The organism is Comamonas aquatica NBRC 14918, from assembly GCF_000739875.1.
Lineage (GTDB): Bacteria > Pseudomonadota > Gammaproteobacteria > Burkholderiales > Burkholderiaceae_C > Comamonas > Comamonas aquatica.
In genome coordinates this window covers 21,539-48,159 of the sequence record NZ_BBJR01000038.1, presented here as the reverse complement: position 1 = coordinate 48,159, position 26,621 = coordinate 21,539, and the positions used below count along the sequence as shown (strand labels likewise).

Here is a 26,621-nt window from a genome sequence, read left to right as displayed (position 1 = left end):
GCTATGTCGGTGATGTGTAATCAGACGCCACAGTGGGCGCAACTTCAACAGCATGCATACCGTGAGGGCCGCAACCTGGACCTGCGCCAGGCCTTTGCGCACCACCCGGAGCGCTTGAGCCAGCTGAGCCTGCAGGCGCCGTATGTGTTTGCCGACTTGTCCAAGAATCTGTGGCAGCCCCAGACGGAGCAATTGTTGGCCGATCTGGCGCACAGCTGTGGCGTGACCGAGCAGCGCGATGCCATGCTGTCGGGGGCATCCATCAATGCGAGCGAGCAGCGCGCGGTCATGCACTGGCTGCTGCGCACGCCGCAGGATAGGGGGCTGCTGCAAGATCACCCTGTGGTGCAGCAGTGGGGCGGTGGCATGGTGCAGGCCCTGGCGCAGGTGCACCAGACCCTGGAGGCCATGCTGGACCTGGCCGAGCAGGTGCGGGCCGATGCGCGCATCACCGACGTTGTCAACATCGGGATCGGTGGCTCGCACCTGGGCCCGGAAGTGGTGGTGCAAGCGCTGGAGGACTGGGTCGATGCGGGCACCCAGTTCCACTTTGTCTCGAACGTCGACGGCCATGAACTGGGCCATGTGCTGCGCCGTGTCCGGCCCGAGAGCACGCTGTTCCTGATTGCGTCCAAATCCTTCACCACGGCCGAGACCATGCTGAACGCGCATTCCGCGCGGGCATGGTTTCTGGCGCATGGCGGCAGCGCCGATGCGGATGCCGCCTGCAGCATCGACCGCCACTTTGTGGCGCTGACGATGAATGTCCAGGCCGCGGCCGAGTTCGGCATCAGCCGCACGCTGGGCTTCTGGGACTGGGTGGGCGGGCGCTTTTCGCTGTGGTCGGCGATTGGGCTGCCGATTGCGATGGCCATCGGCGCCGCGCAGTTCCGCCAGCTACTGCAGGGCGCACACGCCATGGATGCCCATTTCTTCAGCACGGCCCCGGCGGTCAATCTGCCGATGCGCCTGGGCTTGCTGGATGTGTGGAACCGTGATTTCCTGGGCTTCGGCAGCCGCTGCATCGCCCCCTACAGCCATGGCTTGCGCCGCTTGACGGCCTACCTGCAGCAGCTGGAGATGGAAAGCAACGGCAAGCGCATCACGCGCGATGGCCAGGTGCTGGAGGTGCCCACGGCCCCCGTGGTCTGGGGCGAGCCCGGCACCAACGGCCAGCACGCCTTCTTCCAGATGCTGCACCAGGGCCAGGACACGATCCCGGTCGAATTCATCGCCTTGCGCGATGGTGGCAAGTACCTGGGGGCCCACCACCAAAGCCTGGTGATCAACGCAATTGCCCAGGCCCAGGCCCTGATGTTGGGGCGCCAGGGCGAAGGGGCGGAGCGTGATTGCCCGGGCAACCGCCCCAGCACCTTCTTGCTGCTGCAGGCGCTGGACCCCGCGTCGCTGGGGGCCTTGATTGCGCTGTACGAGCACCGCGTGTTTGTGGCGGGTGCGGTCTGGGGCATCAACAGCTTTGACCAGTGGGGGGTGGAGCTGGGCAAAAAGCTGGCGCAGGAGCTGCGCGCCCGCCAGCAAAGCCACGACTGGGCCGGGGTGGATCCCTCCACCTTGGCGCTGATGCAGCGGCTGGCTGAATCGCCCACGCATGGCAATTAATGAAGCGCAGCACACACCGGCCTCGGTGCGACGTTGTTGCGCCTGGGCGGCCCTGGTGGACGGCCTGCGGTGCCACGCCTTGTGTTGCCAGCCTTGCTGTGGGTGATCTGGCTGTGCTGGCGTGCTAAAAGCAGAGCACCCAGCGCTTGCTGAATAATCGCTAGAAGGTCATTTGGCTCAAAATTTCAAGGCATAAAAAAAGGCCGCGCAAGCGGCCTTTTTTGGATGCAACCCCAGCGGTATGAGGCTGGGGTCGGCTGCCGGGCAATTACATGCCCATGCCGCCCATGCCACCCATGCCGCCCATGTCGGGCATGGCGGGTGCGCCTTCAGCCTTGGGGGCTTCGGCAATCATGCACTCGGTGGTCAGCAGCAGGGAAGCCACGGACGCTGCGTTCTGCAGGGCAGTGCGGGTCACCTTGGTGGGGTCCAGGATGCCCATTTCCAGCATGTCGCCGTAGGTGTCGTTGGCAGCGTTGAAGCCGAAGTTGCCTTGGCCCTTCAACACTTCGTTCACCACCACCGAAGGCTCGCCACCGGCGTTGGCCACGATTTCGCGCAGAGGCGCTTCCACAGCAGCCAGCACCAGCTTGATACCGGCGTCTTGCTCCACGTTACCGGTCGCCAGGGCGCCCACGGCTTGCTTGGCGCGCAGCAGGGCCACGCCACCACCGGCCACGATGCCTTCTTCCACGGCAGCGCGGGTGGCGTGCAGGGCGTCTTCCACGCGGGCCTTCTTTTCCTTCATTTCGACTTCGGTGGCAGCGCCCACCTTGATCACGGCCACACCGCCGGCCAGCTTGGCCACGCGTTCTTGCAGCTTTTCGCGGTCGTAGTCGGACGTGGCTTCTTCGATCTGGATGCGGATTTGCTTCACGCGGGCTTCGATTTCGTCAGCTTGGCCAGCACCGTCGATGATGGTGGTGTTTTCCTTGCCGATTTCCACGCGGGCAGCTTGGCCCAGGTCTTCCAGGGTCACCTTGTCCAGGGTCAGGCCCACTTCTTCAGCGATGACCTTACCGCCGGTCAGGATGGCGATGTCTTCCAGCATGGCCTTGCGGCGGTCGCCGAAGCCAGGGGCCTTCACAGCCACAACCTTCAGCACGCCACGGATGGTGTTCACCACCAGGGTCGCCAGGGCTTCGCCTTCGACGTCTTCGGCAATGATCAGCAGGGGACGGCCGGCCTTGGCGACTTGCTCCAGCGTGGGCAGCAGGTCACGGATGTTGCTGATCTTCTTGTCGAACAGCAGCACGAAGGGGTTGTCCAGAATCGCGGCTTGCTTTTCGGGGTTGTTGATGAAGTAGGGCGACAGGTAGCCGCGGTCGAACTGCATGCCTTCCACGACATCCAGTTCGTTGGCCAGGCTCTTGCCTTCTTCCACGGTGATCACGCCTTCCTTGCCGACCTTGTCCATGGCCTGGGCAATGATCTCGCCCACGTCGGAGTCAGAGTTGGCGGAAATGGTGCCGACTTGGGCGATTTCCTTGGAGGTGGTGGTGGCCTTGGATTGCTTCTTCAGCTCTTCCACCAGGGCGGCGACAGCCTTGTCGATACCGCGCTTCAGGTCCATGGGGTTCAGACCAGCGGCCACGTACTTGGAGCCTTCACGCACGATGGCCTGGGCCAGCACGGTGGCGGTGGTGGTGCCGTCACCGGCGATGTCGTTGGTCTTGGAAGCCACTTCCTTCACGAGCTGGGCGCCCATGTTCTGCAGCTTGTCCTTCAGTTCCACTTCCTTGGCCACGGACACACCGTCCTTGGTCACGGTGGGGGCGCCGAAGGAGCGCTCCAGCACCACGTTGCGGCCCTTGGGGCCCAGTGTCACCTTGACCGCGTTGGCCAGGATGTTCACGCCTTCCACCATGCGAGCACGTGCTTCGCCACCAAATACTACGTCTTTAGCTGCCATTTTTGGCTCCTACAAATCTGGTTCAAATTGGCTGTTAGCCCTTGTGTATCAAGCGCTAGCAGCTATGAAATTTCAAAGTTCTGAAGAGGATCGCGCTGCGATTTACTTTTCAACGACCGCAAACAGGTCGTCTTCCTTCATCACCAGCAGTTCGTTGCCGTCGATCTTGACGGCCTGGCCGGAGTACTTGCCGAACAGCACGCGATCGCCCACCTTCACGTTCAGAGCGATTTGCTCGCCCTTGTCGTTGCGCTTGCCGGGGCCGACGGCCAGCACTTCGCCTTGGTCAGGCTTTTCGGCGGCGTTGTCAGGGATAAAGATGCCCGAAGCGGTCTTGGTTTCGTTTTCCAGGCGCTTGACGATCACGCGGTCGTGCAGAGGACGCAGGTTCATAACATCTCCTAGGTATCAATCAACAAGGTTGAAGAGGTCCGCCACGCTGTCGCAACTGGGCAGAGTGGCTTGATAAAGCTGTGGAACGGTGCTGTTAGCACTCAACCCCATCGAGTGCTAATAATAAGGGAAAAATTTTGGCTTTCAAGGGGTGGGTGTTCCTCGCTGACGCCACGCAATCTCTGTGTAGTGGGACGTTGGACCCGATGGTGAGATTGGTTGCCCAAAAAATTCTTTGCAAAACAAAGGCTTGAGAATTTTTTGCGGTGCACCCCTAGCCGTGGGCCGGGTTTTCGGAGCGCGGTGCGTCAACGGCTGATGGCGATGGGCTGGGTCCACTGCGCCAGGACCGGCAAGCCGGGGCGGGCGATCACATCGGCCAGCGTATAGCAATCCAGGTGCTGCCAAAACGCCTTCAGTGCCCCATTCAGGATGCAGGTCAGCGCACAGCCGCCGGTCAGCCGGCAGTGGTTGTTAGGGCCCAGGCATTCGACGAGGTTGAAGTCGGGTTCAATGCTGCGCACCACCGCCCCCAGCGGGATTTCCTGGGGGGATTTGCTCAGGTGCAACCCGCCGTTTTTCCCGCGCACGGTGGTGATCCACCCTTGCTGCGCCAGCAATTGGGACACTTTCATCAAGTGGGCCTGCGAGATATCGAAGGCTTTGGCAATTTCGCTGATGGTGCACAGGCGCTCGCTGTGGGCGCCGGTGTAGATCAGGACCCGCAGCGCATAGTCGGTGAGTGTGGTCAGGCGCATCTTAGTGAGGCCGGCGTTGGAGGGGGACGGGTTTTCCGGGGCGCTGGTCGGCGCGTGGGCGCACCAGCATGGGAAGGAAGCGCCATAAGTAAACAGCAAAGGCCAAGACCCAGCAGGTGGCGCTGGCATGCAGCCAGGGCACGGGGTGGGTGCTGGCGCCCAGGGCCACCAGGCGCAAGACAACGGCGCAGAACACCAGTCCATAGCTGCACACCATGCTGCGGTCGGCGACCAATGCTCGCCCGGTGTGGCCCAGGGCCGTGCGCGTGATCATGCCGACGATGAGGGCGCCAAATCCGGCCATGCCGAGCAGGTGGACCGGCCAGGACATGCGTGCCGTCCAGCCCAGGGCGTAGGCGGCTGCGGCCCACAGGCCCAGTCCCAGCCCGGCATAGCCCAGGTAGAGGATCCAGAGCAATGGCGTGCGCAGCACGGCCCAGGGCTTCCAGGCCATCACGTGCCAAAGGGTGAGCAGCCCGGCCGCGGCGAAAAGCGGGGCGGCCCATGGCCCCGGACCGAATTGCCACACCAGGATGCCGCAAGCGGCCAATCCCGCCTGCCATTGACCGCTGCGCGTGTGCCGCGACACGTTGAGTTGCGGGAGTGCCCGCGTGGCAAAAAATGGAATCACTCGCCTGGCAATCAGCAAGGCAATGGCGGCCATGCACAGCATGCCCGTGAAGAAATAGTGCATCACCACGCTGTAGTCGAGCTGGTGCCAGCAGGCGTAGAGGTACGCTGCGTTGGCGCTGCCCATGCCGAGCAGCATCAGAACCAGGAGGTAGTTGTGCCGGCTTTGGCGTGCGAGCAGGCAACGGCCTATCGCCAGTGCTGCCATGGCGATGAACAGCAGGTCGGCGGTGCTTGCCACCGCAAAGGCGACGGCACCGGGCCAAAGAAAGCCCAGGCGTGCGGTGGCCCAGAGCAACACCAGTGCGCCCAGTGCAGGGCCTTGCAAGGGATTCATGCCGGTCCAGTTGCTGGTGGCGGTCAGCAGAAAACCCACCGTGATGGCAGCAATGAATCCCCAAAACATTTCATGGGCGTGCCAGAAGACCCCGGCCACCATGCCTTGCAGCAGCGAGGGGGCAAACACCCAGAGCGATACCGCCACCATGGCCCAGAGGGCGCCACACAGGTACAGCGGCCGAAACCCCAGTTCCAGAAAGGCCACCAGGGACGGGCGCTGCGGCGGTTCCGGCGTGGACGGTTCCTGGATTTTCAGAAGGCTAGTCATTGCAGTTTTTTCAATAAATACAAAACCTGCATCAAGGGTAGATGTTTCTGAATATTTCTGTTTGAAATGATTGTTTTTATTTGATTTAAATCAATCTTTTAATTGTTTGATTGATGTATGAATTGCTGTGGATATTGTGGTTATTGATAGAGATTTTCGAATGGAGGGGATGGTTGCCGTGTTTTTAAATGGTTGAAGGTCAGGTTTGAATATCGATTTGATGCGCATCAATTGAATGTTTGATCAATGTCTTTAAAATCGGTGCAAGTGTTCATGGCTGTGCGGGTTGGGGCGGATTGAAGGTCTTGCCAAGCCTGGGTAGCCTGCACAGTCATCCAGAAAGGTGGCACATGCTTGAGAAAAAGAATCCCACGACGCGCAAAGAAGAATTGCGCAGTTTCGCTTTCCTGACAGTGGTGATGGCGCCGGTGTTGGCCGGTTTGATCATTGCTGGCTACGGCTTCCTGGTCTGGATCTTCCAGATGTTTGCGGGTCCTCCGCATGCCTGAAGCCCCGCATTCGATGGCCGATGAGCTGCACATCGCCAGCCTGGTGGTCCATGTTCTGCCGCAGGCGCTGGATCCCGTCGGGCAGGCGCTGACCACGATGGGGCCTGTCCAAGTGCATGGCACCCATCCAGACGGCAAGCTGGTGGTCACCCTGGAGGGGCCCAGCGCCGACTTCATCCTGGATCAGGTGGCGCACATTCGGTTGATCGATGGCGTACTGAACGTCTCTCTGGTGTACCAGCACGCAGAACCCCGGCAATTACTTAACGAGGGAGTCTCCCATGACTAGCACCCGTCGCGATTTCGTTCGTCAAACTGCCGCCGCCGCCGCGGGCGCTGTGGCAGGCATTCCCATCCACGCCATCTCCCAGGAGGGCGTGCAAGCGGGTGGTAGCGCGCCCATGAAATGGTCCAAGGCGCCTTGCCGCTTCTGTGGCACCGGCTGCGGCGTGATGGTGGCCGTCAAGGACAACCGGGTGGTGGCGACCCAGGGCGATCCCCAGGCTGAAGTGAATCGGGGCCTCAATTGCGTCAAGGGCTATTTCCTGTCAAAGATCATGTATGGCGAGGACCGTCTGACACGGCCGTTGCTGCGCATGAAGAATGGCAAATACGCCAAGGATGGGGAATTCCAGCACGTGTCATGGGACACCGCGTTCGACGTGATGGCCCAGCAATTTAAGAAGGCGCTCAAGGAAAAGGGGCCGTCCGGCGTGGGCATGTTCGGCTCGGGCCAGTGGACGGTCTGGGAGGGCTATGCCGCATCCAAGCTGTTCAAGGCTGGTTTCCGCTCCAACAACATCGATCCGAATGCGCGCCACTGCATGGCCTCGGCGGTGGCGGGCTTCATGCGCACCTTTGGCATGGACGAGCCCATGGGCTGCTACGACGACATCGAAGCCACGGACACCTTTGTGCTCTGGGGTTCGAACATGGCGGAAATGCACCCTGTGCTCTGGACGCGTGTGACGGATCGCCGGTTGAGTGCACCGAATGTCAAGGTGGCCGTGTTGTCCACCTTTGAGCACCGCTCGTACGAACTGGCAGACATTGAGCTGACCTTCAAGCCGCAGACCGACCTGGCGATCCTGAACTACATTGCCAACCACATCATCACCACGGGGCGTGTGAACCAGGAGTTCGTGGCTAAACACTGCAACTTCAAGTTGGGCAACCCTGACATCGGTTACGGCTTGCGCCCCGAGCATCCCTTGCAGAAAGCCGCCAAGAATGCGGCAGATCCCGGTGGCGCCAAGCCCATGACGTATGAGGAGTACGCCAAGTTCGTCTCCACTTACACCCTGGAATACACCACCAAGCTGACGGGCGTTCCGGCCAACCGGCTCAAGGAACTGGCCGAGCTGTACGCGGACCCCAAGCGCAAGGTGGTGTCGTTCTGGACCATGGGCTTCAATCAGCATACGCGCGGCGTCTGGGCCAACAACCTTGTCTACAACATCCACCTGCTCACCGGCAAGATCGCGACCCCGGGCAACAGCCCCTTCTCGCTGACGGGCCAGCCTTCGGCCTGTGGCACGGCACGCGAAGTGGGGACGTTCTCGCACCGCCTGCCCGCGGACATGGTGGTTACCAATCCTGAGCACCGCAAGACCGCGGAAAAGATCTGGAAGCTGCCCGAGGGCACCATCCCCGAAAAACCCGGCTATCACGCCGTGCTGCAGCACCGCATGCTCAAGGACGGCAAGCTCAATGCTTACTGGGTCATGGTGACCAACAACATGCAGGCCGCCGCCAACCTGGTGCAGGAAGGCTATCCGGGTTATCGCAATCCGGACAACTTCATCGTGGTGTCGGATGCCTACCCCACCGTCACCGCGACCTCGGCGGACCTGATTCTGCCGACCGCCATGTGGGTGGAAAAGGAAGGTGCCTACGGCAACGCCGAGCGCCGCACGCACTTCTGGCACCAGCTGGTCAAGGCGCCGGGTGAAGCACGTTCGGACTTGTGGCAGCTGATGGAGTTTGCCAAGCGCTTCAAGATCGAGGAGGTGTGGCCCGAGGAACTCCTGGCGAAGGCCCCGCAGTACCGCGGCAAGACCATGTTCGATGTGCTGTACCGCAATGGCCAGGTGGACAAGTTCCCCGTGACCGATATCGAGGCGGGGTACAACAACCACGAAGCCGAGCTGTTTGGCTTCTACCCCCAAAAGGGGCTGTTCGAGGAGTACGCCGCGTTCGGACGGGGCCATGGCCACGATCTGGCGCCGTTCGATGTCTACCACCAGGTGCGGGGCCTGCGCTGGCCGGTGGTCAACGGGCAGGAGACCAAGTGGCGCTACCGCGAAGGGACCGATCCTTATGTGAAGCCGGGCACCGGTTTCGAGTTCTATGGCCACAAGGATGGCAAGGCGGTCATTTTCGGTCTGCCCTATGAGCCACCCGCCGAGGCCCCCGATCAGGAATACCCGTTCTGGCTGTCCACCGGCCGTGTGCTGGAGCACTGGCACTCCGGGTCCATGACCCGCCGCGTGCCCGAGCTGCACCGTGCCGTGCCGAACGCGCTGTGCTACATGCACCCTGACGATGCCAAGGCGCTGGGCTTGCGCCGGGGCAGCGAGGTTGAAGTCGCATCGCGCCGCGGGGCCATCCGCTCACGCGTGGAGACCCGCGGCCGCAACAAGCCGCCGCGTGGCCTGGTCTATGTGCCATGGTTTGACGCCAGCCAGCTGATCAACAAGGTGACGCTGGACGCGACCGACCCGATCTCGTTGCAAACCGACTTCAAGAAGTGTGCCGTGAGGCTGACCAAGGTCTGAGGACAAGCAGAGGAGCACCCCATGAAACGCATACAGAAACTGGGAATGGCACTGATGCTGTGTATCGGTGTGGTCACCGCGACCGGCATGGCCTCCGCCGAGCCCTTGTACGACAAGGCCCGCGGCACGGCACCCTTGCTGGAAACCACCAAGCCACCGGTGTTGGGCAACCCCATCAACGATGATGTGCGCCGCACGCGCAACTACGCGCAGCAGCCGCCCGTGATTCCGCACCGCATCGATGGCTACCAGGTCGACAAGAACTTCAATAAGTGCATGGATTGCCACTCCCGCACCAAGGCGGAAGTCTCTCAGGCGATCCCGGTCTCCATCACCCACTACCAGGACCGCGATGGCAATACCCTGGCGCAGATCTCGACCCGGCGCTACTTTTGCGTGCAGTGCCATGTGGGGCAGGACAATGCGACGCCTTTCGTAAGAAATACATTCCAGGATGTGGATAGCCTGCTCCTGAAAGCATTGCAAAATCCTGCGAACGCATCCAAGAAACCATGAACTGGGGCACAAGCATGCTGCAATTACTCAAGCGCTACTGGGCCGTCATACGGCGCCCCAGCGTCCACTTCAGCCTTGGGTTTCTGACGATTGGCGGGTTCATTGCGGGCATCCTGTTCTGGGGGGCTTTCAATACCGCGATGGAAGTCACGAACACCGAGAAGTTCTGTACGGGTTGCCATGAAATGCGCGACAACGTCTTCGCCGAACTGAAGAGCACCATCCACTACACCAACCGTTCCGGGGTGCGCGCGATCTGCTCGGACTGCCACGTGCCGCACAACTGGACCGACAAGATGGCGCGCAAGATGCAGGCGTCCAAGGAGGTGTGGGGCAAGATCTTTGGCACGGTGGATACGCCGGAGAAATTTGATGCCAAGCGCCTGGAGCTGGCGCAGCACGAATGGGCACGCCTGAAAGCCAACGATTCCCTGGAATGCAGAAACTGCCACAACTACGACTCCATGGACTTCACACGCCAGAGTCAGCGGGCGCAGAACATGCATTCCACCTACCTGGCGAACAAGGAAAAAACCTGCATCGATTGCCACAAGGGGATTGCCCACCAGCTGCCACACATTCCTCCGGGCGTGGGCCCCAGTGACAGCCCGGGTCAGGTGGTACCAGCCCCTGTCGCCATGGCCAAGCCCTGATCGCATGGTGTCTGCGGAGCATGCGCCACGGAGCCTGGACGTTGCTGGCTTTGGCTGCCTCCGCAATGGCCGTGTGCTGTTGCGTCAGATCGATTTCAGCCTGCAGGCCGGCCAGGTGCTGCAGCTCAAGGGCAGCAATGGCGCTGGCAAGAGCACCTTGCTGCGCAGTCTGGCCGGGCTGATGCCCTGGCGTGTCGGGGCGCTGGCATGGTGCGGTCAGCGTGTCATCGCATCCAGCCCCGCGTTCCAGCGGCAGCTGTCGTACCTGGGGCACCAGTGCGGCATGAGCGATGCTCTCAGTGGGATCGAGAACCTGCGTTTCGCACTCCAGATGCAGGCCGTGCCCTGGTCCGGTGAACGTGCGGCCCAGGTGCTGCGCGCACTGGATGTCCTGGATGTGGCTGCGCGCCCTTTTGGCCGCTTGTCCCAGGGGCAGCGACGTAGGGTGGCGATTGCCCGGGTCCTGCTCAGTGAACGCCCGCTGTGGTTGCTCGATGAGCCAGACAATGCGCTGGACGCACAGGGCAGCGCATTGCTGGTGCAACTGCTGTCGGCACACGCCCAGGCGGGTGGGCTGGCGATGGTGGTCAGCCATCGCGGTCTGCTGGTGCCTGGCGTGCCGGCCCTGGTATTGGACTTGAGTGCCCCCTCAGCGGCTCCGGCGCAGCAGGAGGCGCCATGCTGAGAGCGGTGGTGGTGCGCGAGCTGCGTCTGGCCGTCCGCCGGCCGGCCGATGCCCTGAGTGGTCTGGCGTTTTTCCTGATGGTGGGCAGCCTGTTTCCGCTGGCTTTGGGGCCGGACAGCGTCTTGCTCCGGCAGATCGCGCCTGGCGTTGTTTGGGTGGCGGCCTTGCTGGCGGTCTTGTTGGGCCAGCACCGGCTGTTCGAGGGGGACCATGCAGATGGTTCGCTGGAGCAGTGGTTGTTGGCCCCTGCACCTTTGCCGCTCCTGGTGGGGGTGAAGGTGGGGGCGCAATGGCTGGTGGGCACGCTGCCGCTGCTGCTGGCCACGCCGCTGCTGGGCTGGCAATATGGCCTGGGCGAAGAGGTGATGGGGGTGCTGCTGCTGTCGCTGGCCTTGGGCACGCCCAGCCTGTGCGTGCTGGCGGCCCTGGGGGCTGCGCTGACCCTGGGCTTGCGCGGTGCTTTGCTGCTGGTGCTGGTCGTGCTGCCGCTGAGCGTGCCGATCCTGATCTTTGGCAGTCATGCCGTGACCCAGTCCTTGCTGGGGCTGCCTGCGGCCCCCGCGTTGAATTTGCTCGGTGCCTGTTTGTGCCTGGCGCTGCTGGCCGGCCCCTGGACGATTGCGGCGGCGTTGAGGCTGGCGCTGGAATGATATGAACCCTTCCCCTGTTGCTTCTTCTCCTCGATCGCCGCGTGCTGCGGCCGCAGGCTTTCGCTGGCGCCAACTGGCCTCCCCGCCGGTGTTTGACCACTGGGCACAACGCTTGTGGCCGTGGCTGGCCGTGCTGGCGCTGGCGTTGACCGTGGCCGGGCTGTGGGTGGGTTTTTTCGTAGCCCCCACCGACCACCAGCAGGGCGAGGTCTATCGCATCATCTTTTTGCATGTGCCTGCGGCCTGGATGTCGATGTTCATTTATGTGGTGGCGGCGGTGCACGCAGGGCTGGGCCTGGTCTACCGCACCCGCCTGTCACCACTGCTGGCGCGCGCCTTGGCACCCACCGGGGCCCTGTTCACCGTGATCGCGCTGTGGACCGGTGCGGCCTGGGGCAAGCCCACCTGGGGCGCATGGTGGGTGTGGGACGCGCGGCTGACCTCGGAGCTGATCCTGCTGTTTCTGTACCTGGGCTACCTGGGGGTGGCCTCGGCCATCGAAGACCCCGAGCGCGCCGACGCGGCCGGTGCCATCGTGCTGCTCGCGGGCGTGGTGAACGTGCCCATCATCTATTTCTCGGTGCAGTGGTGGAGCACCCTGCACCAGGGGGCCACGATCCGCATGGATGCGGCCCCCAGCATGACCCACACCATGCTGGCGGGCATGCTGCTGATGACCCTGGCGTGCTGGGCCTATACGCTGGCCGTGTGCTTGCTGCGCACGCGCTGCCTGATTCGAGAACGTGCCGCAGAGGAGCAACTGTGATGGCGACCCATGGTTTTTACATCGCGCTGGCCTATGGTGTCAGCGCAGCGCTCCTGCTGCTTGAAATCCTGGCGTTGCTGTGGCGCTGGCGTCGGCTGCGGCAGGGCCCCGCACTGCGCGACCCTGAGGGAGATGCTGCATGAAACCCCGTCGAAAGCGCCTGCTGTGGGTGCTGGCCGGTGTGGCCCTGGTGGGGCTGGCCGTCACCCTGGTGCTGCGCGCACTGGATGCGAATGTCATGTTTTTCTACAGCCCCAGCCAGATCCACGCGGGCGAAGCGCCGCAGGGGGCGGCCTTTCGCATCGGTGGTCTGGTGGAGGTTGGCTCGCTGCAGCGCTCCGCCGATGGCCTGCAGGTGCAGTTCATGGTGACCGACGAGGTGCAGCGCGTGCCGGTGCGCTACCAGGGCCTGTTACCCGACCTGTTTCGCGAAGGCAAGGGGGTGGTCGCATCCGGCAAGCTGCAGGCGAACGGTGTGTTCGAGGCCTCCGAGGTACTGGCCAAGCACGATGAGAACTACATGCCCCCGGAAGCGGCCAAGGCACTGGAAGATGCCGCACGGACATCAAGGGGGCAGCCATGATGGCGGAGCTGGGGGTGTTTGCGCTGGTGCTGGCGCTGATCGTGGCGCTGGTGCAGGCCGCGCTGCCGTTGCTGGGTGCCCAGTGGGGGATCGCCGCCTGGGTGCGCCTGGCGCGGCCCGCCGCCGCCCTGCAGTGCCTGCTGTCGCTGCTGGCGGCGGGTGTGCTGTTCTGGTGCTTTGGCACGCAGGACTATTCCGTGCTGTACGTCGCGGCCAACTCGCACAGCGATTTGCCCATGATCTACAAGCTGACGGCCTTCTGGGGCGGGCATGAGGGCTCCATGCTGCTGTGGCAGGTGCTGCTGGCCTGCTGGAGCGTGGCGGTCGCCTGGCGCAGCCGCGCATTGCCGGCCGATTTCGTGGCGCGCGTGCTGGCGGTGCTGGGCTGGGTCAGCGTCGGGTTTCTGCTGTTCGTGCTGTTTTTGTCCAATCCGTTCTTGCGTTTGGTGCCGGCCGCGCTGGAAGGTAAGGATCTGAATCCCTTGCTGCAGGATCCGGGCATGGTCTTTCACCCACCGCTGCTGTACATGGGCTATGTGGGTTTTGTGGTGCCGTTCGCGTTTGCGCTGGCGGCCCTGATTTCGGGCGAGCTGGGCGCCGCCTGGGCGCGGTGGTCGCGGTCCTGGACGCTGGCTGCCTGGGGCTTTCTGACACTGGGCATCCTGCTGGGCAGCGCCTGGGCGTATTACGTGCTGGGCTGGGGGGGCTGGTGGTTCTGGGACCCGGTGGAAAACGCCTCCTTCATGCCGTGGCTGGTGGGTACGGCCTTTCTGCACTCGCTGATCGTCACGGACCAGCGCGGCGCATTCCGCAGTTGGTCAGCATTGCTGGCGATCTGCGCGTTTTCGCTGTGCCTGCTGGGTACGTTCCTGGTGCGCTCCGGGGTGCTGACCTCGGTCCACGCGTTTGCGGTCGATCCGGGGCGCGGCCTGTTCATCCTGTGCTTCATCGTGGCGGTGGTGGGCGTATCGCTGTGGCTGTACGCCTGGCGGGCGCCGGAGCTGGGCACCGGGGGCGGGCAGTTCGCCTTGCTGTCGCGCGAAACCCTGCTGCTGGTGAACAACGTGCTGTTCTGCGCTGCGGCCCTGGCCGTGCTGATCGGCACGCTGTACCCCCTGGCACTGGATGTGCTGCGCAACGAAAAGATCTCGGTCGGCCCTCCGTATTTTGAAGCGGTCTTTCTGCCGCTGGTCCTGCCGGCGCTGGCCTTGATGGGTTGTGGCACGGTGGCCCGCTGGAAGCAGGGCGCGGGCCGCGAGCTGTGGCAGCGGCTGCGCGCGGCCCTGGTGCTGACCGGGGTGGGCGTGGCCGTGCTGGGCCTGGCCCAGGTCGGGTCCATCACACCCGTGACCTTGCTGGGGGTGGCCTTGGGCCTGTGGTGCTTGCTGAGCACGCTGGCGCATGCCGTCCAGCGCCTGCTGCCTGCGGTGCGGCAGGGTGGAGGCTGGCAGCGCGTGGCCCGTCAGCCATGGGGCTGGTGGGGCACGGTGATGGCGCATGCCGGTGTGGGTGTGTTCGTGATGGCCGTGAGCCTGGCCAACGGGCTGGAGACCAAGCGCGAAACCCATGTGGCTCAGGGCCAGAGCGTGGAGGCCGGCCATTACCGCTTTACCCTGGTGGGGCTGTCCTCGGTGGAGGGGCCCAACTACGATGCCCAGCGCGCCCACTTTCGCGTCAGCGATGGGTACCAGAGCTGGGACATGTACCCCGAAAAACGTGCCTACCGGGTGCAGACCATGGGGCTGAGCCAGGCGGCCATCGACAGCCGCTGGACGCGCGATGTGTTCATTGCACTGGGCGAGCCGCTGGATGAGACCGGGCAGGCCTGGACCGTGCGTCTGCAGGTCAAACCCTGGATGGAGTGGATCTGGATGGGGACTTTCATGATGGCACTGGGGGCGGGCTTGAGCCTGCTGGACAAGCGTTTTCGCACCGGGTGCCAGCGCGTGCCCCGTGCCGCGCGCAGCGCTGCGGCGCACAAGGTGGCGTGATGCGTTTTGTCATTCCTTTGGCGGTTTTCCTGGGGCTGGCAGTCATGCTGGGCCTGGGCTTGCAACGTGATCCGCGGGCGCTGGAATCGGCCCTCTTGCAGCAGCCGGTGCCGGTGTTCGACCTGCCTGTGCTGCAGGGGCCGGAAGGCACCCGGCTGACGCCCCAGGCGCTGCAGGGCCAGGTCTGGCTGCTGAACGTCTGGGCCTCCTGGTGCGCACCCTGCCGCCAGGAGCTGCCGATCCTGGTGGAGATGTCGCGCAAGGACGGGGTGGCCATCTATGGCCTGAATTACAAGGACCAGCCCGCCAAGGCCCAGGCCCTGCTGCGCGTGGCCGGCAACCCGTATGTGGCTTCTGCGGTGGATGCCGATGGCCGGGTCGGCATGGACTTCGGCATCCATGCCGTGCCGGAGACCTTTGTGATCGATGCCCAGGGCCGGGTTCGCTACCGCCACCTGGGGCCGGTGACTCCCGAAGTGTGGAACGACAAACTGATGCCTGTGGTGAGGGCCGTGCAATGAAACCCTGGTCCCTGGCGCTGTGCGCCGCCCTGTTGAGCCCCGGTGTCTTCGCCGCGCAAGACCTGGAACTGGAGGCGCGCGAGGCGGCCCTGGCCGCCCGGCTGCGCTGCGTGGTCTGCCAGAACCAGACCGTGGCCGAATCCCAGGCGCCGATTGCCAAGGACATGCGCAAAGAAATTGCGGTGCAGCTGGCGCAGGGCCGCAGCGATGCCGAGGTGGTGGCCTTCTTCGAGCAGCGGTATGGCAGTTTTGTGCGCTATGCACCGCCGTGGAAGCCTTCGACCTGGGTGCTGTGGTGCGCCCCGTTTGTCGTGCTGCTGGGCGGCTTGCTGCTGCTGTGGCGCACACTGCGCCGGCGCCACCAGAGCGTGGCCCGCCCGGGATTGAGCCCGCAGGAGCGGGCGCGGGCCCAGGCGTGGCTGGAGAACCGCCAGGACACACCGACACCGGAGGACCGTCCATGAGCGATATGGTGGGATTGTGGCTGGGGGCGCTGGCCCTGGTGCTGCTGTGCCTGGCGGTGCTGCTGCCCAACCTGCTGCGGGATGCGGCCCAGCCGGTGACCGGCAGCGATGACGCCCTGCGGGCGCTGTACCAGGCCCAGCTGCAGGAGCTGGCGCGGGAGCACCGCGCCGGCAACCTCGATGCGGCCGATCTGGCCCAGGCCGAGGACGAGTTGCAGCGCCGCCTGCTGCAGGAGCTGGCGCAGCGCGCGCAGCCCCGGACCTGGCGGCAACGGCCGCGGCTGCCACGCGCCAGCGCCCTGGTGCTGGCCGTGCTGCTGCCCGTGGCGGCATGGGGGCTGTATGTGCAGGTGGGCGATCCGCAGGCCGCGGCCCGCCTGGCCCAGGCGGATGCCATGGGCCACAGCGCGGGCCAGGCGCAGGTCGAGGCCATGGTGGCCGGGCTGGCGCAGCGTTTGCAGGCGCAGCCCGACAACCTGCCGGGGTGGGTGATGCTGGCGCGCTCCTACGAAACCCTGGAGCGCTATGCCGATGCCGCCCAGGCCTACCAGGGCGCGTTGCAGACGGCGCAAGCCCAGGGCCTGGAGGCCACGGAGCAGGCGCGGCTGTGGGCGGACCTGGCGGACGCCCAGGCCTCCGCACAGCAGGGGCGCCTGGACGGTGCGGCGGGCGCCGCGATCACCCAGGCGCTGCGCCTGGACGCGCAGCAGCCCAAGGCGCTGGCGCTGGCCGGTGCGGCGGCCTTGCAGGCGGGCAATCCGCGCGCTGCGCGCGACCACTGGCAGGCGCTGCTGGCCTTGCTGGAGCCTGGCTCCGACGTGGCACTGCAGGTGCAGGATGATCTGGTGAAGCTGGAGCTGCTGCTGCGCGAGCCAGCAGCTGCACTAGCGCAGTCCCCCGCGCGCTAGGCGCCGGGCAACCGCGCGACCGGGCCGTGCAGGTGGCCCGGTGCTGGGCTTCAGGCCGCGGCGGAGGCGGCCAGCGCGTGCAGGGCCGGTCCGGTCAGGCGGTAGCGAATCCACTCCGACTGGGGCTTGGCGTCCAGGCTGTCGTAGAAGGCGATGGACGGGGCGTTCCAGTCCAGCACGCTCCATTCAAAGCGGCCGCAGTCCTGCTCCACGGCGATGCGGGCCAGGTGCTGCAGCAAGGCCTTGCCGGCGCCCTTGCCGCGCTGCTCGGGTGAGACGTACAAGTCTTCCAGGTACAGGCCGTGCTGGCCTTGCCAGGTGGAGTAGTTGAAGAAATACACGGCAAAGCCCACGGGTGTGTCGCCGTCCAGGCAGATCAGGCCGAACACCTTGGGGTTGGCGCCAAACAGCGTGCGGTGCACATGGGCGGGCGTGGCCAGCACTTCGTGCTCGGCCTTTTCGTAGATGGCCAGCTCGCGCACAAAGTGCAGGATCAGGTCGGTGTCGTCGATGGTGGCGGGGCGGATGGTCAGCGGGGCGGTCATGGGGATCGGTTCCAGGGGCATCAGGGCAGGGCGGGCACGGGGCCGGCGCCAAAGCGTTCAAAACAGCGGCGCAGCACGTGGAAGTGGTCTTCGAACATCTGCGCCTCCAGGCCGGCCAGGGCCTGCAGGGGCACCCAGCGCGCGGCGGCTGCGTCATCGCCGGCTTGCACGGCGGGCAGGGTGGTGCCCGGCAGGTGGCAGACAAACACGTGGGTGATGGTGCGCCCGCGCAGGCTGCGGTCCGGGTGGTCGAACACTTCCACGCCCTGCAGGGCGGATTGCAGCGCGGCCGCGGTCAGCGGCAGGGCGGTTTCTTCGGCCAGCTCGCGCAGGCAGGACTGCCACAGGGTGTCGCGTGGCTCGACAAAGCCCCCGGGCAGGGCCCACAGGCCCTGCCCGGGGGCGTGGCCGCGCTGGATCAGCAGCACATGGCCGTGGCACAGCAGCAGCCCGTCGACGGTGACAAACACCGGCGGATACGGGGCTGCCGCCCAGGCGGCGCGGTAGCCGCTGAGCATGCGCCATTCGGCGCGCAGGGCGGCGTAGTCGGGGCTGGCCTGCCAGGCCTGCAGCCAGTCGGCCACGGCAGCGGGCAGCAGGGTGCCCAACTGGTGCGCCACGGCGGCCTGCGGCTGCTCGTCCAGGTTCCAGTAGCAGGCGCGGATGGGGGTGGCGTCAAAGTCGCCCTGGCGCGGCAGGCTGAGCAGCTCCCAGCCCGGGAAGCGCGCCAGGTAATGGCTGCTGTCGTCCTTGAAGTGGCCCACTAGGGCCACGCGCGCGTCGGGCGGCACCTGGGTGTGCACGGCGGCCATCACGGCCTGCACCCAACGCGGCTCGTCGTAGTAGTCGCGCACGGGCACGCAGCGCACGCGGGCGGCATCGGCGGGCGGCAGGCTGTCGCGGATCAGGGCTTCGCGCTCTGGCCAGGTGAAGGGGTTCTTGGGGCTGCGCGCCTGCCAGGCGCTGCCCAGCACGACGACCACCTGCTGCGCCGCCGCCAGGGCCTGCTGCAGCAGGGCCAGGTGGCCGAGGTGCAGGGGCTGGAAGCGGCCGATGAGGACGGCGGTGTGGGGCGGGGGAGCAGCGTGGGGCATGGTGAAAAGCATAGCTGCTGGCGTTCGTCCTTGAAGCTTTTCAGGTGTTTTTGTGTCTGAAGTGGCCTGATGGCAAGCGCTGGAAGCTATGGTTTTTAGGTGGTTGCGGTCTCGGGGTCGGCAATGTCGAACACCTGGCGCAGGTAGGCCAGGTAGGTCTCATCGTCGCACAGGGTCTTGCCGGGGGTGTCGGAAATCTTGGCCACGGGCTGGCCGTTGGCGCGCACCAGCTTCATGACGATGTTCAGCGGCTGCAGGCCCAGGTCGTTGGTCAGGTTGGTGCCGATGCCGAAGCCCAGCTGGATGTGCGGCGCAAAGTGGCGCCACAGGGCCAGGGCCTTGTCCAGGTTCAGCCCGTCCGAGAACACCAGCCGCTTGGTGTGCGGGTTGATGCGCAGCTCGCGGTAGTGGGCGATCGCCTGCTCGCCCCAGGCGAACGGGTCGCCCGAGTCGTGGCGCAGGCCGTCGAACAGCTTGGCGAAGTACAGGTCGAAGTCGGCCAGGAAGGCGCGCATGCCGACGGTGTCGGTCAGTGCAATGCCCAGGTCGCCCCGGTACTCCTGCACCCAGTCTTCCAGCGCGGACTTCTGGAAGTCGCGCAGGCGCACGCCCAGGGACTGGTAGCTCTGCATGTATTCGTGGGCCATGGTGCCCAGCGGCGCGATGCCCAGTTGCTTGGCCAGCAGCACGCTGGAGGTGCCTTTGAACCACTGCGCGGCCTGCGCCGTCAGCGTGGCCACCACCTCGTGCTGCCAGGCGGCGGAAAAGCGCCGGCGCAGGCCGAAGTCCGACAGCTCGAAGGGGTGGGCCAGCACCGGGCCGCTGGCCAGGGTCTGCAGCTGGGCGATCTTGGCCTGCAGGCGCCGGCGGCCTTCGGCCAGGGTGTCCGGCTGGGCCAGGCGGCGGAAGTACAGCTCGTTGACGATGGCCAGCACATGGATCTCGAAGCCCATGACATGCACCTGGGGGCCGTGGGCCTCGATGGACAGGCCGCCCTCGGGCGTGGCCTGCACGCGGATGAAGTCGCGCTGGAACTGGAACAGCCGCAGAAAGTCGACGAAGTCGCTCTTGATGTAGCGCAACTGGCCCAGGTATTCCAGCTCGTCCTTGGCAAAGCGCAGGCTGCACAGGTGGTCCAGCTCGGCGTTCACGTCGTTGATCAGCTCGGCCAGCGGGTAGGCCGTGTCATTGCGGCAGGCAAAGCGGTATTCGGCCTGGGTTTGCGGGTGGCGGTGCAGCATCGCCTGCCACATGGTGAATTTGTAGAGGTCTGTGTCCAGCAGGCTGGGGACGATGGGCATGGCAGGCGTGGGCAAAAGAGGTTACAGGCGCAGGGTGGCGGTGGTGTGCAGCTGCACGCCGGCGGCCTGCATGCGCTGCAGGAAGTCAGCGTGCTGCGCGGCAAAGCCGTGCACGGGGCTCATGCAGTCGGTCAGCAGCACGACGCGTGGGGCAAAGCCGGGGGGCGCGGCCTCCAGCAGGTGCTCGACCGTGGCGCGCACGCAATGGCTGCTGGCCTCGCCCGCCACCACCAGGCGCTGGGCTTGCAGCAGCGTGCCCAGCAGGGCGTGGTTCATGCAGGTGTCCGGGACCTGCGGATCGGGCACCTCGGCCGCCAGGGCGCTGTAGTGCTCGGTCCAGGGATGGCTACCTTTGAACACGTGCGTCACCGCGCGCTGGCGGGTCACTTGCCAGTCACGGCAGGCGGCCTGCACCTCGGCATGCACGCCGTGGCCCCAGGTGCCGATCTCACAATGCACGGGCCAGACCATCAGGGTGTAGCGCCCGCGTGCTTCCAGGGCATCCAGGTAGGCCAGGGCGCGCGCCAGGTGCTCTGGCGTGCGCGGCGCGTAGGCCCCGGCGCGCACCTGCGCCGCCGTGATGGCGGTGAAGGGGGCCACGGCGGACCCGTCGGCGTGCTGCCAGAAGGCCGGGTGCGCGATGTCGAACACCTGGTGCGCATCCAGGGTCACGGTGATGTGGTCCACGGCCTGCATCTGCGCGCACAGCCAGCCGGCCAGGCGTTGCATGTCGGCATGGGCGCCAGGCACGGGCAGGCTGGGCTGCAGGGTCGTGCCGTCCAGCGTGGGGCACAGCGCCGCGGGCAGATCGCAGAAGTCGTTTTGCGGATCGATGAGCAGCAGTTGGGTGGCAAGGGTCATGGCGGCGGGAGGGCGCAGGTGCGCCGTGCGCAAAGGGTGAAGTGTAGAAGTTCCTGCCAGGCACGGCAGGGAACGCCGGCTGGGGGGGCAGGCGCGGGAGGCGATCACGTCCACGTGCACGTGGACGTGGGTGCCACCAGGGCGTAAAAAAGCCCGCACAGGGGCGGGCTTCTGGCCGGCCGCAGCGTGCAGCAGGGCGGCCTTGTCGGTGCGTGGGTCTTGGTTCACATCGCGGGCGCGATATGCACTTCGCCCACGAACCGCTTCCGCCTTGTCCGTGCGGCGGTTTGAATTACTTCAAACCCGCTGCAGCGCGAAGCAGGGCAGCCTTGTCGGTGCGCTCCCAGGTGAACTCGGGTTCTTCGCGACCGAAGTGGCCGTAGGCGGCGGTCTTGCTGTAGATGGGGCGCAGCAAATCCAGCATCTGGATGATGCCCTTGGGGCGCAGGTCGAAGTGTTCGGCCACCAGCTTGGAGATCTGGTCATCAGGAATCACGCCCGTGCCTTCGGTGTACACGGTGATGTTCATGGGGCGGGCCACACCGATGGCGTAGGCCACCTGCACCTGGCACTGGCGCGCCAGACCGGCGGCCACCACGTTCTTGGCCACGTAGCGCGCGGCGTAGGCGGCCGAGCGGTCCACCTTGGAGGGGTCCTTGCCGGAGAAGGCGCCGCCGCCGTGGGGGCAGGCACCACCGTAGGTGTCGACGATGATCTTGCGACCGGTCAGGCCGCAGTCACCCTGGGGGCCGCCGATAACAAAGCGGCCGGTGGGGTTGATCAGGTACTTGGTGTCCTGCAGCCATTCCTTGGGCAGCACGGGCTTGATGATTTCCTCGATGATGGCTTCGGTGAACGAGGCCTTCATCTTGGTGGCGGTCTCCGACTGGTCGGGGCTGTGCTGGGTGGACAGCACCACGGTGTCAATGCTGTGGGGCTTGCCGTCCACGTAACGCATCGTCACCTGGCTCTTGGCGTCGGGGCGCAGGAAGGGCAGGCGGCCATCCTTGCGCAGCTGGGCCTGGCGTTCCATCAGGCGGTGCGCGTAGTAGATGGGCGCGGGCATCAGCTCGGGCGTTTCGTCGCAGGCATAGCCGAACATCAGGCCCTGGTCGCCGGCACCGATGTTCAGTTCGTCGTCGCTGGCCTTGTCCACGCCTTGGGCGATGTCCTGGCTTTGCTTGTCGTAGGCGACGAGCACGGCGCAGCCCTTGTAGTCGATGCCGTAGTCGGTGTTGTCGTAGCCGATGCGCTTGATGGTGTCGCGCGCCACCTGGATGTAGTCCACGTTGGCGCCGGTGGTGATTTCACCGGCCAATACCACCAGACCGGTGTTGGTCAGCGTCTCGGCAGCCACGCGGCTGTGAGGGTCTTGGGTGAAAATTGCGTCCAGGATCGCATCGGAAATCTGGTCCGCCACCTTGTCGGGGTGGCCTTCGGAGACCGATTCCGAGGTGAAGAGAAAGTCGTTCGCCATTGAATAAACTCCTGTCTTGGCAATTGCGTTGCCTCGGCTGACAGAAGTCGGGCGAACGCTTTAGCAGTCTTTTTTTACGTCGCCCTGCAAGTTGCTCTGTTAACTCGGCGACAGCCGCACATTGTACATGTCAACGCTTTTTCGTTTCCTCTCTGTGGTGCCTTTGCCCCTGGTGCACGCACTGGGTGCGTGCCTGGGCTGGCTGGCCTGGGCTTGCTCGCCCACCTACCGGCGCCGTTTTGCCGCCAATAGCCGGCAGGCTGGCTACCGCTTCGCCCAGGTGCGGGCCGCGGTTGGCCATGCCGGGCGCATGGTGACGGAGCTGCCCCGGCTTTGGCTGCGCGACACCGCGGTCAACGCCGTGCATGGTGCCGAGGTGGTGGAGCAGGCCTGGTCGCGCGGCAAGGGCATCCTGTTCCTGACCCCGCACCTGGGCTGCTTCGAGCTGTCGGTGCAGGGCGCGGCGCGGCAGTGGTCGGCGCAGCATGGGCCGATCACCATCCTCTACCGCCCCGCCAAGCAGGCCTGGCTGGCCGAGATGATGCTGACCGCCCGCAACCGCAGCGGCGTGCAGGCCGTGCCCACCACGCTGGCGGGCGTGCGCCAGATGATCAAGGCGCTGCGCAAGGGCGCGGCCGTGGGCCTGCTGCCCGACCAGGTGCCTCCCAGCGGACAGGGGCAGTGGGCGCCATTCTTTGGTCAAGATGCCTACACCATGACGCTGGCGGCCCGGCTGGCGCTGCAGACCGGCGCCACCGTGGTGCTGGCGCGCTGTGAACGCCTGCCAGCCGGCCGTGGCTACGAGCTGTTTTTCGAAGCCCTGCCCATGCCGCTGTCCGATCAACTGGAAGAAGCCGTGGTGCAGATCAACCAGGCCATGGAACACACCATCCGCCAGTGCCCCACGCAGTACCTGTGGGGGTATGGCCGCTACAAGCAGCCTCGGCAGGAAGCGTCGGCGGCGGAATCTGCCTCCGAAGGCGGTGCCGCATGAGCTGGAGTCGACTGGGTGTGGGCCTGATGCACGGGCTGGCCAAGCTGCCATTGCCGGTGTTGCGCGGAATCGGTTGGGTGCTGGGGCGTTTGTTGTTCATCCTGGCCGCGCCGCGCCGCAAGGTGGCATTGCGCAACCTGGCGCTGTGTTTTCCCGAAGCGACGCCAGCCCAGCGCAAGGACTGGGCGCGCGAGAGTTTTGTGGTGTTCTGCCAGACCTTTCTGGACCGCAGCTGGCTTTGGTTCGGCTCTGAAGCCCTGGTGCGCCGGCGCGTCAAGCTGGTGGGCGCCACGCACGAGCTGGAGGGAGATACGCCCACCATCGTGTTTGCCCCGCATTTCTACAGCATGGATGCCGGCGGGCTGGCCCTGCCGCTGAACACCGAGCGCGAATTCACCTCGATTTTTGCGACCAATCCCGATCCGGTGCTGGATGCCTGGTTCATGGCCGGGCGCCAGCGCTTCGGCAATGTGCGCATGCTGAACCGTGCCGACGGGGTCAAGCCCATCATCTCCACGCTGCGCAAGGGCGGCCTGCTGTACCTGCTGCCGGACATGGACTATGGCCGCAATGACTCGGTGTTCGTGCCCTTCTTCCAGGTGCCCGAAACCGCCACCATCCCTTCGCTGTCGCGCTTTGCCCGCCTGGGCAAAGCCAAGGTCGTGGCCTTGTACAACCGCATGACGCCCGAGGGCTATGTGGCCGAGCTGTCGCCCGCTTGGGAGCACTTTCCCACCGACGACCATGTGGCCGATACCGCGCGCATGAACCGCGAACTGGAGGCTGCCATCCGTACCATGGTGCCCCAGTACTACTGGGTGCACAAACGTTTCAAGACGCGGCCCGAGGGTCAGGCGTCCCTGTATCAGTAATCCAGAGGGAAATCTGCCGCTGACGCAGGTGTAGCAAGCGCAGGTAGCTCTCTTTTTAGAAGGGCTTCGTGCAGCAGTTGGTGCAGGCTGCGGATCACCCGCTCGGGGTGCTCATGCACCAGCCAGTGGCTGGCGCCGGGCACGCGCTCCACGGACAGCTGGGGCACCCACGCCTCCAGACCGTCCAGCAGCTCCGGCAGCAGCGCAGCATCGTCCAGGCCCCACAGGATGTGGGTGGCCACCGGCGTGTGCAGCAGCGCATCCGGCAGCGGCTGCAGGTCGGCGCTGGCGCCGCGCGGTGGCACCAGCGGGCTGGCTGCGTAGTAGCGGCAGGCGGCCGCCAGGCACTGCGGCCAGTGGGCCAGGTAGCGCGCCTGCCATTCCGGCGTGAGCCAGGCGGGCAGGTCCCCGGCGGGCGTGCGGAAAAAGTCCCACAGGCGCCGTGCCCCGTCCGCCAGCAACAGCGGTGCCGCATCGGGACGGCGCAGAAAATGCATGTACTGGCTGGCGGCCTGCTGGGCCGGGTTGTGCTGCAACTCGCGCACAAAGGCCCCAGGGTGGGGGGCGTTGATGATCAGCAGCTGTTGCAGCAACTGGGGTTGCTGGATGGCCAGGTTCCATGCCAGCGCGCCCCCCCAGTCGTGCGCCACCACACAGGCCGCCGGCTGCCCCGGACTTTCCAGGGCGATCAGCGCTGCCAGGTCCTGGACCAGCGCCTTGGGTTTGTAGGCCTCCACGGCCTCGGGCTGGCTGGAGCCACCATAGCCGCGCAGGTTGGGCGCCAGGCAGCGCCAACGGTCAGCAAACGGCGCCATCACCCCTTCCCAGATGAAGGCACCTTCCGGGAATCCGTGCAAAAACAGCAACAGGGGTTTGCCGGGGGTTCCACAGGCCAGACAGTCCAGCGTGATGCCGTGTGGCAGCTGGTGGCGGATGGGCTCAAGCATGGTGCCTCCTTGGTGATGAAGCCGCCATGCTGGACCAAGGACGCAGGTGCGTCCATGCGTTATTGCACGGGGGTGTCCGGCGTGGCGGGGGTGTCCACGGGGGCGGCCGCTTCCGGTGTGGCAGGGGCTGGTGTCGCGGGCTTCAGACCGTCGGGATGGCACCAGTGCCACAGCAGCTGGGCCACGTCGTCCACGCCCTGCTTTTTCAGGGCCGAGAACATGCGCACCTCGCCGCCGCCGGCGTTGAGTTTGGTGATGGACAGGATTTTGGCCTGCTCGGAACGGGTCAGCTTGTCGGCCTTGGTCAGCAGCACCAGGAACTTCAGGCCCTGTTCCACGCGGGGACGGATGGCGTCGAGCAAGGCTTCGTCCAGCTCCGTCAGGCCCAGTCGGGGATCACACAGCAGCACCACGGCGCTTAGGCTTTCGCGCTGCATCAGGTAGTTCAGCATCACCCGCTGCCAGCGCTCCTTGTCCGAGCGCGATACTGCGGCATAGCCATAGCCGGGCAGGTCGGCCAGCACGGCGTCGGTGACGCCTTGTTTGCCCAGCGCAAACAAATTGATGTGCTGTGTGCGCCCGGGTTTCTTTGAGGCAAACGCCAGCTGTTTCTGCTGCGTCAGGGTATTGATGGACGTGGATTTGCCGGCGTTGGAGCGGCCGACAAACGCAATTTCGGGCACGTCCACCGGGGGCAGATGGTGCAGCTGGGCTGCCGTGGTCAGAAAACGCGCCGTGTGCATCCAGCCCATGGCGAGCTTGGGGTCAATCGGAGCAGAAGTTTGACACGAAGCAAATTCGGAAGAGTTGGTCGTCATGGGGGTGTATCAAGCGTAAGGGCGTCATTGTAGAATCAGGCAGTTTTGCGCACATAACCAGACCCACAATATGAAGTTGCTCGCCTCTTTGCTGACGGCTGCCGCACTGGCAGCACCCGCTCTCCCGGCCTTCGCGGCGGGCGAAACACCGGCCAAGGCCGACCTGGTGAAAGGTCAAGCCAGCTATGAAGCTGTCTGCGCAGCTTGCCACGGTGCGGATGGCAATTCCACCATTGTCGTCAATCCCAAATTGGCACAACAGCATCCGGAGTATTTGCGCAAGCAGTTGCACGACTTCAAGAGCGACAAGCGCGCCGACCCCGTGATGAAGGGCTTCGCCAGCATGCTGTCCGACGAAGAGATGAACAACATCACCGCCTGGCTGGCAAAGCAGCCCGCCAAGACCGGCTTCGCCACGGACAAGGAGCTGGTGGTGCTGGGCGAGCGCATCTACCGCGGTGGTGTGCCAGACCGCAAGATCGCCGCCTGCGTCAGCTGCCACAGTCCCAACGGCGCCGGTATTCCCGGCCAGTACCCCCGTCTGTCGGGCCAGCATGCCGACTATACGATCAAGCAGCTGAACACCTTCCGTGACGGCTCGCGCGCCAACAACCTGCAGATGAAGGATGTCGCTGCCAAGCTGAACGATCGCGAGATCAAGGCGGTGGCGGACTATATTGCAGGCTTGCGCTAAATCAAGCTTTCCGCAATAACACGCGGGAACTTACCGCCCATAACAAACCCCAACCAAGGCGGGTCCATCCACAGT

At 65.1% G+C, this 26,621-nt stretch carries 29 protein-coding genes; 18 read left to right on the top strand and 11 right to left on the bottom strand.

Translation table 11 applies throughout. The features are described 5' to 3' along the window. Positions 1-3 precede the first annotated feature (3 nt). Positions 4-1,620, top strand: coding sequence for a glucose-6-phosphate isomerase (pgi, locus tag CA2_RS07515; RefSeq protein WP_042414744.1), 1,617 nt, complete (start codon positions 4-6; stop codon positions 1,618-1,620). A 268-nt stretch (positions 1,621-1,888) separates the two neighbouring features. Here the strand turns inward: pgi and groL are convergent, their stop codons facing one another. The 4 genes from groL to CA2_RS07495 all read right to left on the bottom strand — a co-directional run bounded on the left by groL (position 1,889) and on the right by CA2_RS07495 (position 5,920). Beyond that, the gene (gene groL / locus CA2_RS07510) at positions 1,889-3,532 is read right to left on the bottom strand and encodes a chaperonin GroEL (protein ID WP_042414742.1); all 1,644 of its coding nucleotides are present in this window, start codon (positions 3,530-3,532) and stop codon (positions 1,889-1,891) included. A gap of 102 nt (positions 3,533-3,634) precedes the next feature. After that, positions 3,635-3,925: a co-chaperone GroES gene (groES, locus tag CA2_RS07505; RefSeq protein ID WP_042414740.1), complete on the bottom strand. Its 291-nt coding sequence runs from the start codon at positions 3,923-3,925 to the stop codon at positions 3,635-3,637. A 308-nt stretch (positions 3,926-4,233) separates the two neighbouring features. Beyond that, positions 4,234-4,683, bottom strand: a complete 450-nt coding sequence (locus CA2_RS07500; protein WP_042414737.1) for an RrF2 family transcriptional regulator — start codon at positions 4,681-4,683, stop codon at positions 4,234-4,236. A 1-nt stretch (position 4,684) separates the two neighbouring features. Then, on the bottom strand, positions 4,685-5,920 hold the full coding sequence (locus CA2_RS07495) for an NnrS family protein (protein WP_042414734.1): 1,236 nt from the start codon (positions 5,918-5,920) through the stop codon (positions 4,685-4,687). A 350-nt stretch (positions 5,921-6,270) separates the two neighbouring features. Here CA2_RS07495 and napE point away from each other — a divergent pair, with 350 nt between their 5' ends. Genes napE through ccmI form a run of 14 tightly spaced genes read left to right on the top strand, consistent with a single transcriptional unit; the run spans position 6,271 to position 16,943 of the window. Next, positions 6,271-6,429 (top strand): periplasmic nitrate reductase, NapE protein, encoded by a 159-nt coding sequence (napE, locus tag CA2_RS07490; protein ID WP_042414731.1) that lies wholly within the window; start codon positions 6,271-6,273, stop codon positions 6,427-6,429. Positions 6,430-6,442: 13 nt separating this feature from the next. Next, positions 6,443-6,718: a chaperone NapD gene (locus CA2_RS07485; RefSeq protein WP_042414728.1), complete on the top strand. Its 276-nt coding sequence runs from the start codon at positions 6,443-6,445 to the stop codon at positions 6,716-6,718. Continuing rightward, a complete protein-coding gene (napA, locus tag CA2_RS07480) occupies positions 6,711-9,206 on the top strand; it encodes a periplasmic nitrate reductase subunit alpha (RefSeq protein WP_042414725.1) in 2,496 nt (831 codons plus the stop codon). The genes CA2_RS07485 and napA overlap by 8 nt, the downstream gene beginning before the upstream one ends. A gap of 21 nt (positions 9,207-9,227) precedes the next feature. Continuing rightward, positions 9,228-9,722 carry a nitrate reductase cytochrome c-type subunit gene (locus CA2_RS07475; protein WP_042414722.1) on the top strand — a complete coding sequence of 165 codons (495 nt, stop codon included), beginning with the start codon at positions 9,228-9,230 and terminating at the stop codon, positions 9,720-9,722. Between the two features lie 14 nt (positions 9,723-9,736). After that, positions 9,737-10,375 carry a cytochrome c3 family protein gene (locus CA2_RS07470; protein WP_042414938.1) on the top strand — a complete coding sequence of 213 codons (639 nt, stop codon included), beginning with the start codon at positions 9,737-9,739 and terminating at the stop codon, positions 10,373-10,375. Positions 10,376-10,379: 4 nt separating this feature from the next. After that, entirely contained in the window at positions 10,380-11,060 is a 681-nt protein-coding gene (ccmA, locus tag CA2_RS07465) for a heme ABC exporter ATP-binding protein CcmA (protein WP_042414719.1), read from the top strand. Then, the gene (ccmB, locus tag CA2_RS07460) at positions 11,054-11,710 is read left to right on the top strand and encodes a heme exporter protein CcmB (RefSeq protein ID WP_042414716.1); all 657 of its coding nucleotides are present in this window, start codon (positions 11,054-11,056) and stop codon (positions 11,708-11,710) included. Before ccmA ends, ccmB begins: the two co-directional genes overlap by 7 nt. Before the next feature lies 1 nt (position 11,711). After that, positions 11,712-12,476: a heme ABC transporter permease CcmC gene (ccmC, locus tag CA2_RS07455; protein ID WP_169741456.1), complete on the top strand. Its 765-nt coding sequence runs from the start codon at positions 11,712-11,714 to the stop codon at positions 12,474-12,476. After that, complete coding sequence (gene ccmD, locus CA2_RS17510; RefSeq protein WP_070356664.1) at positions 12,476-12,619, top strand: heme exporter protein CcmD; 144 nt, start codon at positions 12,476-12,478, stop codon at positions 12,617-12,619. Before ccmC ends, ccmD begins: the two co-directional genes overlap by 1 nt. After that, positions 12,616-13,059 carry a cytochrome c maturation protein CcmE gene (ccmE, locus tag CA2_RS07450; RefSeq protein WP_042414714.1) on the top strand — a complete coding sequence of 148 codons (444 nt, stop codon included), beginning with the start codon at positions 12,616-12,618 and terminating at the stop codon, positions 13,057-13,059. Before ccmD ends, ccmE begins: the two co-directional genes overlap by 4 nt. Beyond that, a complete protein-coding gene (locus tag CA2_RS07445) occupies positions 13,056-15,050 on the top strand; it encodes a heme lyase CcmF/NrfE family subunit (protein WP_042414711.1) in 1,995 nt (664 codons plus the stop codon). Before ccmE ends, CA2_RS07445 begins: the two co-directional genes overlap by 4 nt. Further along, positions 15,050-15,571, top strand: coding sequence for a DsbE family thiol:disulfide interchange protein (locus CA2_RS07440; protein ID WP_042414933.1), 522 nt, complete (start codon positions 15,050-15,052; stop codon positions 15,569-15,571). Before CA2_RS07445 ends, CA2_RS07440 begins: the two co-directional genes overlap by 1 nt. Further along, positions 15,568-16,035 carry a cytochrome c-type biogenesis protein gene (locus CA2_RS07435; protein WP_042414709.1) on the top strand — a complete coding sequence of 156 codons (468 nt, stop codon included), beginning with the start codon at positions 15,568-15,570 and terminating at the stop codon, positions 16,033-16,035. Before CA2_RS07440 ends, CA2_RS07435 begins: the two co-directional genes overlap by 4 nt. Then, complete coding sequence (ccmI, locus tag CA2_RS18735; RefSeq protein ID WP_042414931.1) at positions 16,032-16,943, top strand: c-type cytochrome biogenesis protein CcmI; 912 nt, start codon at positions 16,032-16,034, stop codon at positions 16,941-16,943. Before CA2_RS07435 ends, ccmI begins: the two co-directional genes overlap by 4 nt. Before the next feature lie 50 nt (positions 16,944-16,993). On the opposite strand, the gene CA2_RS07425 is transcribed toward ccmI, so the two are convergent. The 5 genes from CA2_RS07425 to metK all read right to left on the bottom strand — a co-directional run bounded on the left by CA2_RS07425 (position 16,994) and on the right by metK (position 22,221). Continuing rightward, positions 16,994-17,488: a GNAT family N-acetyltransferase gene (locus CA2_RS07425; protein WP_042414928.1), complete on the bottom strand. Its 495-nt coding sequence runs from the start codon at positions 17,486-17,488 to the stop codon at positions 16,994-16,996. A 20-nt stretch (positions 17,489-17,508) separates the two neighbouring features. Next, a complete protein-coding gene (locus CA2_RS07420; RefSeq protein WP_245620905.1) occupies positions 17,509-18,582 on the bottom strand; it encodes an NUDIX domain-containing protein in 1,074 nt (357 codons plus the stop codon). Between the two features lie 95 nt (positions 18,583-18,677). Beyond that, positions 18,678-19,883, bottom strand: a complete 1,206-nt coding sequence (pncB, locus tag CA2_RS07415; RefSeq protein WP_042414703.1) for a nicotinate phosphoribosyltransferase — start codon at positions 19,881-19,883, stop codon at positions 18,678-18,680. 21 nt (positions 19,884-19,904) lie between these two features. After that, positions 19,905-20,744, bottom strand: a complete 840-nt coding sequence (locus CA2_RS07410) for a cysteine hydrolase family protein (protein ID WP_042414923.1) — start codon at positions 20,742-20,744, stop codon at positions 19,905-19,907. Between the two features lie 292 nt (positions 20,745-21,036). Next, positions 21,037-22,221, bottom strand: coding sequence for a methionine adenosyltransferase (gene metK, locus CA2_RS07405; protein ID WP_042414700.1), 1,185 nt, complete (start codon positions 22,219-22,221; stop codon positions 21,037-21,039). A 127-nt stretch (positions 22,222-22,348) separates the two neighbouring features. Between metK and CA2_RS07400 the strand changes: the two genes are divergently transcribed. Both CA2_RS07400 and CA2_RS07395 read left to right on the top strand, forming a co-directional pair. Further along, the gene (locus CA2_RS07400) at positions 22,349-23,215 is read left to right on the top strand and encodes a lysophospholipid acyltransferase family protein (protein ID WP_042414697.1); all 867 of its coding nucleotides are present in this window, start codon (positions 22,349-22,351) and stop codon (positions 23,213-23,215) included. After that, positions 23,212-24,087 (top strand): lysophospholipid acyltransferase family protein, encoded by an 876-nt coding sequence (locus CA2_RS07395; protein ID WP_042414695.1) that lies wholly within the window; start codon positions 23,212-23,214, stop codon positions 24,085-24,087. Before CA2_RS07400 ends, CA2_RS07395 begins: the two co-directional genes overlap by 4 nt. Here CA2_RS07395 and CA2_RS07390 read toward each other — a convergent pair. Then, on the bottom strand, positions 24,081-25,034 hold the full coding sequence (locus CA2_RS07390; protein ID WP_042414692.1) for an alpha/beta fold hydrolase: 954 nt from the start codon (positions 25,032-25,034) through the stop codon (positions 24,081-24,083). The two genes, CA2_RS07395 and CA2_RS07390, sit on opposite strands and share 7 nt — an antisense overlap. A 59-nt stretch (positions 25,035-25,093) precedes the next feature. Continuing rightward, positions 25,094-25,852: a ribosome biogenesis GTP-binding protein YihA/YsxC gene (yihA, locus tag CA2_RS07385; RefSeq protein ID WP_042414689.1), complete on the bottom strand. Its 759-nt coding sequence runs from the start codon at positions 25,850-25,852 to the stop codon at positions 25,094-25,096. A 70-nt stretch (positions 25,853-25,922) separates the two neighbouring features. Here yihA and CA2_RS07380 point away from each other — a divergent pair, with 70 nt between their 5' ends. Further along, on the top strand, positions 25,923-26,546 hold the full coding sequence (locus CA2_RS07380; protein WP_042414687.1) for a c-type cytochrome: 624 nt from the start codon (positions 25,923-25,925) through the stop codon (positions 26,544-26,546). Positions 26,547-26,621 lie beyond the last annotated feature (75 nt).

Bases quoted from the DNA above. Each gene is read 5' to 3' on its own strand.
- groES (WP_042414740.1), bottom strand. From the start codon at position 3,925: ATGAACCTGCGTCCTCTGCACGACCGCGTGATCGTCAAGCGCCTGGAA.
- pgi (WP_042414744.1), top strand. From the start codon at position 4: ATGTCGGTGATGTGTAATCAGACGCCACAGTGGGCGCAACTTCAACAG.
- ccmE (WP_042414714.1), top strand. From the start codon at position 12,616: ATGAAACCCCGTCGAAAGCGCCTGCTGTGGGTGCTGGCCGGTGTGGCC.
- yihA (WP_042414689.1), bottom strand. From the start codon at position 25,852: ATGACGACCAACTCTTCCGAATTTGCTTCGTGTCAAACTTCTGCTCCG.
- CA2_RS07475 (WP_042414722.1), top strand. From the start codon at position 9,228: ATGAAACGCATACAGAAACTGGGAATGGCACTGATGCTGTGTATCGGT.
- CA2_RS07420 (WP_245620905.1), bottom strand. From the start codon at position 18,582: ATGCCCCACGCTGCTCCCCCGCCCCACACCGCCGTCCTCATCGGCCGC.
- CA2_RS07410 (WP_042414923.1), bottom strand. From the start codon at position 20,744: ATGACCCTTGCCACCCAACTGCTGCTCATCGATCCGCAAAACGACTTC.
- ccmI (WP_042414931.1), top strand. From the start codon at position 16,032: ATGAGCGATATGGTGGGATTGTGGCTGGGGGCGCTGGCCCTGGTGCTG.
- CA2_RS07390 (WP_042414692.1), bottom strand. From the start codon at position 25,034: ATGCTTGAGCCCATCCGCCACCAGCTGCCACACGGCATCACGCTGGAC.
- CA2_RS07485 (WP_042414728.1), top strand. From the start codon at position 6,443: ATGGCCGATGAGCTGCACATCGCCAGCCTGGTGGTCCATGTTCTGCCG.
- napA (WP_042414725.1), top strand. From the start codon at position 6,711: ATGACTAGCACCCGTCGCGATTTCGTTCGTCAAACTGCCGCCGCCGCC.
- CA2_RS07495 (WP_042414734.1), bottom strand. From the start codon at position 5,920: ATGACTAGCCTTCTGAAAATCCAGGAACCGTCCACGCCGGAACCGCCG.
- ccmD (WP_070356664.1), top strand. From the start codon at position 12,476: ATGGCGACCCATGGTTTTTACATCGCGCTGGCCTATGGTGTCAGCGCA.
- pncB (WP_042414703.1), bottom strand. From the start codon at position 19,883: ATGCCCATCGTCCCCAGCCTGCTGGACACAGACCTCTACAAATTCACC.
- CA2_RS07425 (WP_042414928.1), bottom strand. From the start codon at position 17,488: ATGACCGCCCCGCTGACCATCCGCCCCGCCACCATCGACGACACCGAC.
- CA2_RS07440 (WP_042414933.1), top strand. From the start codon at position 15,050: ATGCGTTTTGTCATTCCTTTGGCGGTTTTCCTGGGGCTGGCAGTCATG.
- CA2_RS07445 (WP_042414711.1), top strand. From the start codon at position 13,056: ATGATGGCGGAGCTGGGGGTGTTTGCGCTGGTGCTGGCGCTGATCGTG.
- ccmA (WP_042414719.1), top strand. From the start codon at position 10,380: ATGGTGTCTGCGGAGCATGCGCCACGGAGCCTGGACGTTGCTGGCTTT.
- CA2_RS07500 (WP_042414737.1), bottom strand. From the start codon at position 4,683: ATGCGCCTGACCACACTCACCGACTATGCGCTGCGGGTCCTGATCTAC.
- CA2_RS07395 (WP_042414695.1), top strand. From the start codon at position 23,212: ATGAGCTGGAGTCGACTGGGTGTGGGCCTGATGCACGGGCTGGCCAAG.
- ccmC (WP_169741456.1), top strand. From the start codon at position 11,712: ATGAACCCTTCCCCTGTTGCTTCTTCTCCTCGATCGCCGCGTGCTGCG.
- CA2_RS07380 (WP_042414687.1), top strand. From the start codon at position 25,923: ATGAAGTTGCTCGCCTCTTTGCTGACGGCTGCCGCACTGGCAGCACCC.
- CA2_RS07470 (WP_042414938.1), top strand. From the start codon at position 9,737: ATGCTGCAATTACTCAAGCGCTACTGGGCCGTCATACGGCGCCCCAGC.
- groL (WP_042414742.1), bottom strand. From the start codon at position 3,532: ATGGCAGCTAAAGACGTAGTATTTGGTGGCGAAGCACGTGCTCGCATG.
- ccmB (WP_042414716.1), top strand. From the start codon at position 11,054: ATGCTGAGAGCGGTGGTGGTGCGCGAGCTGCGTCTGGCCGTCCGCCGG.
- CA2_RS07400 (WP_042414697.1), top strand. From the start codon at position 22,349: ATGTCAACGCTTTTTCGTTTCCTCTCTGTGGTGCCTTTGCCCCTGGTG.
- CA2_RS07435 (WP_042414709.1), top strand. From the start codon at position 15,568: ATGAAACCCTGGTCCCTGGCGCTGTGCGCCGCCCTGTTGAGCCCCGGT.
- napE (WP_042414731.1), top strand. From the start codon at position 6,271: ATGCTTGAGAAAAAGAATCCCACGACGCGCAAAGAAGAATTGCGCAGT.
- metK (WP_042414700.1), bottom strand. From the start codon at position 22,221: ATGGCGAACGACTTTCTCTTCACCTCGGAATCGGTCTCCGAAGGCCAC.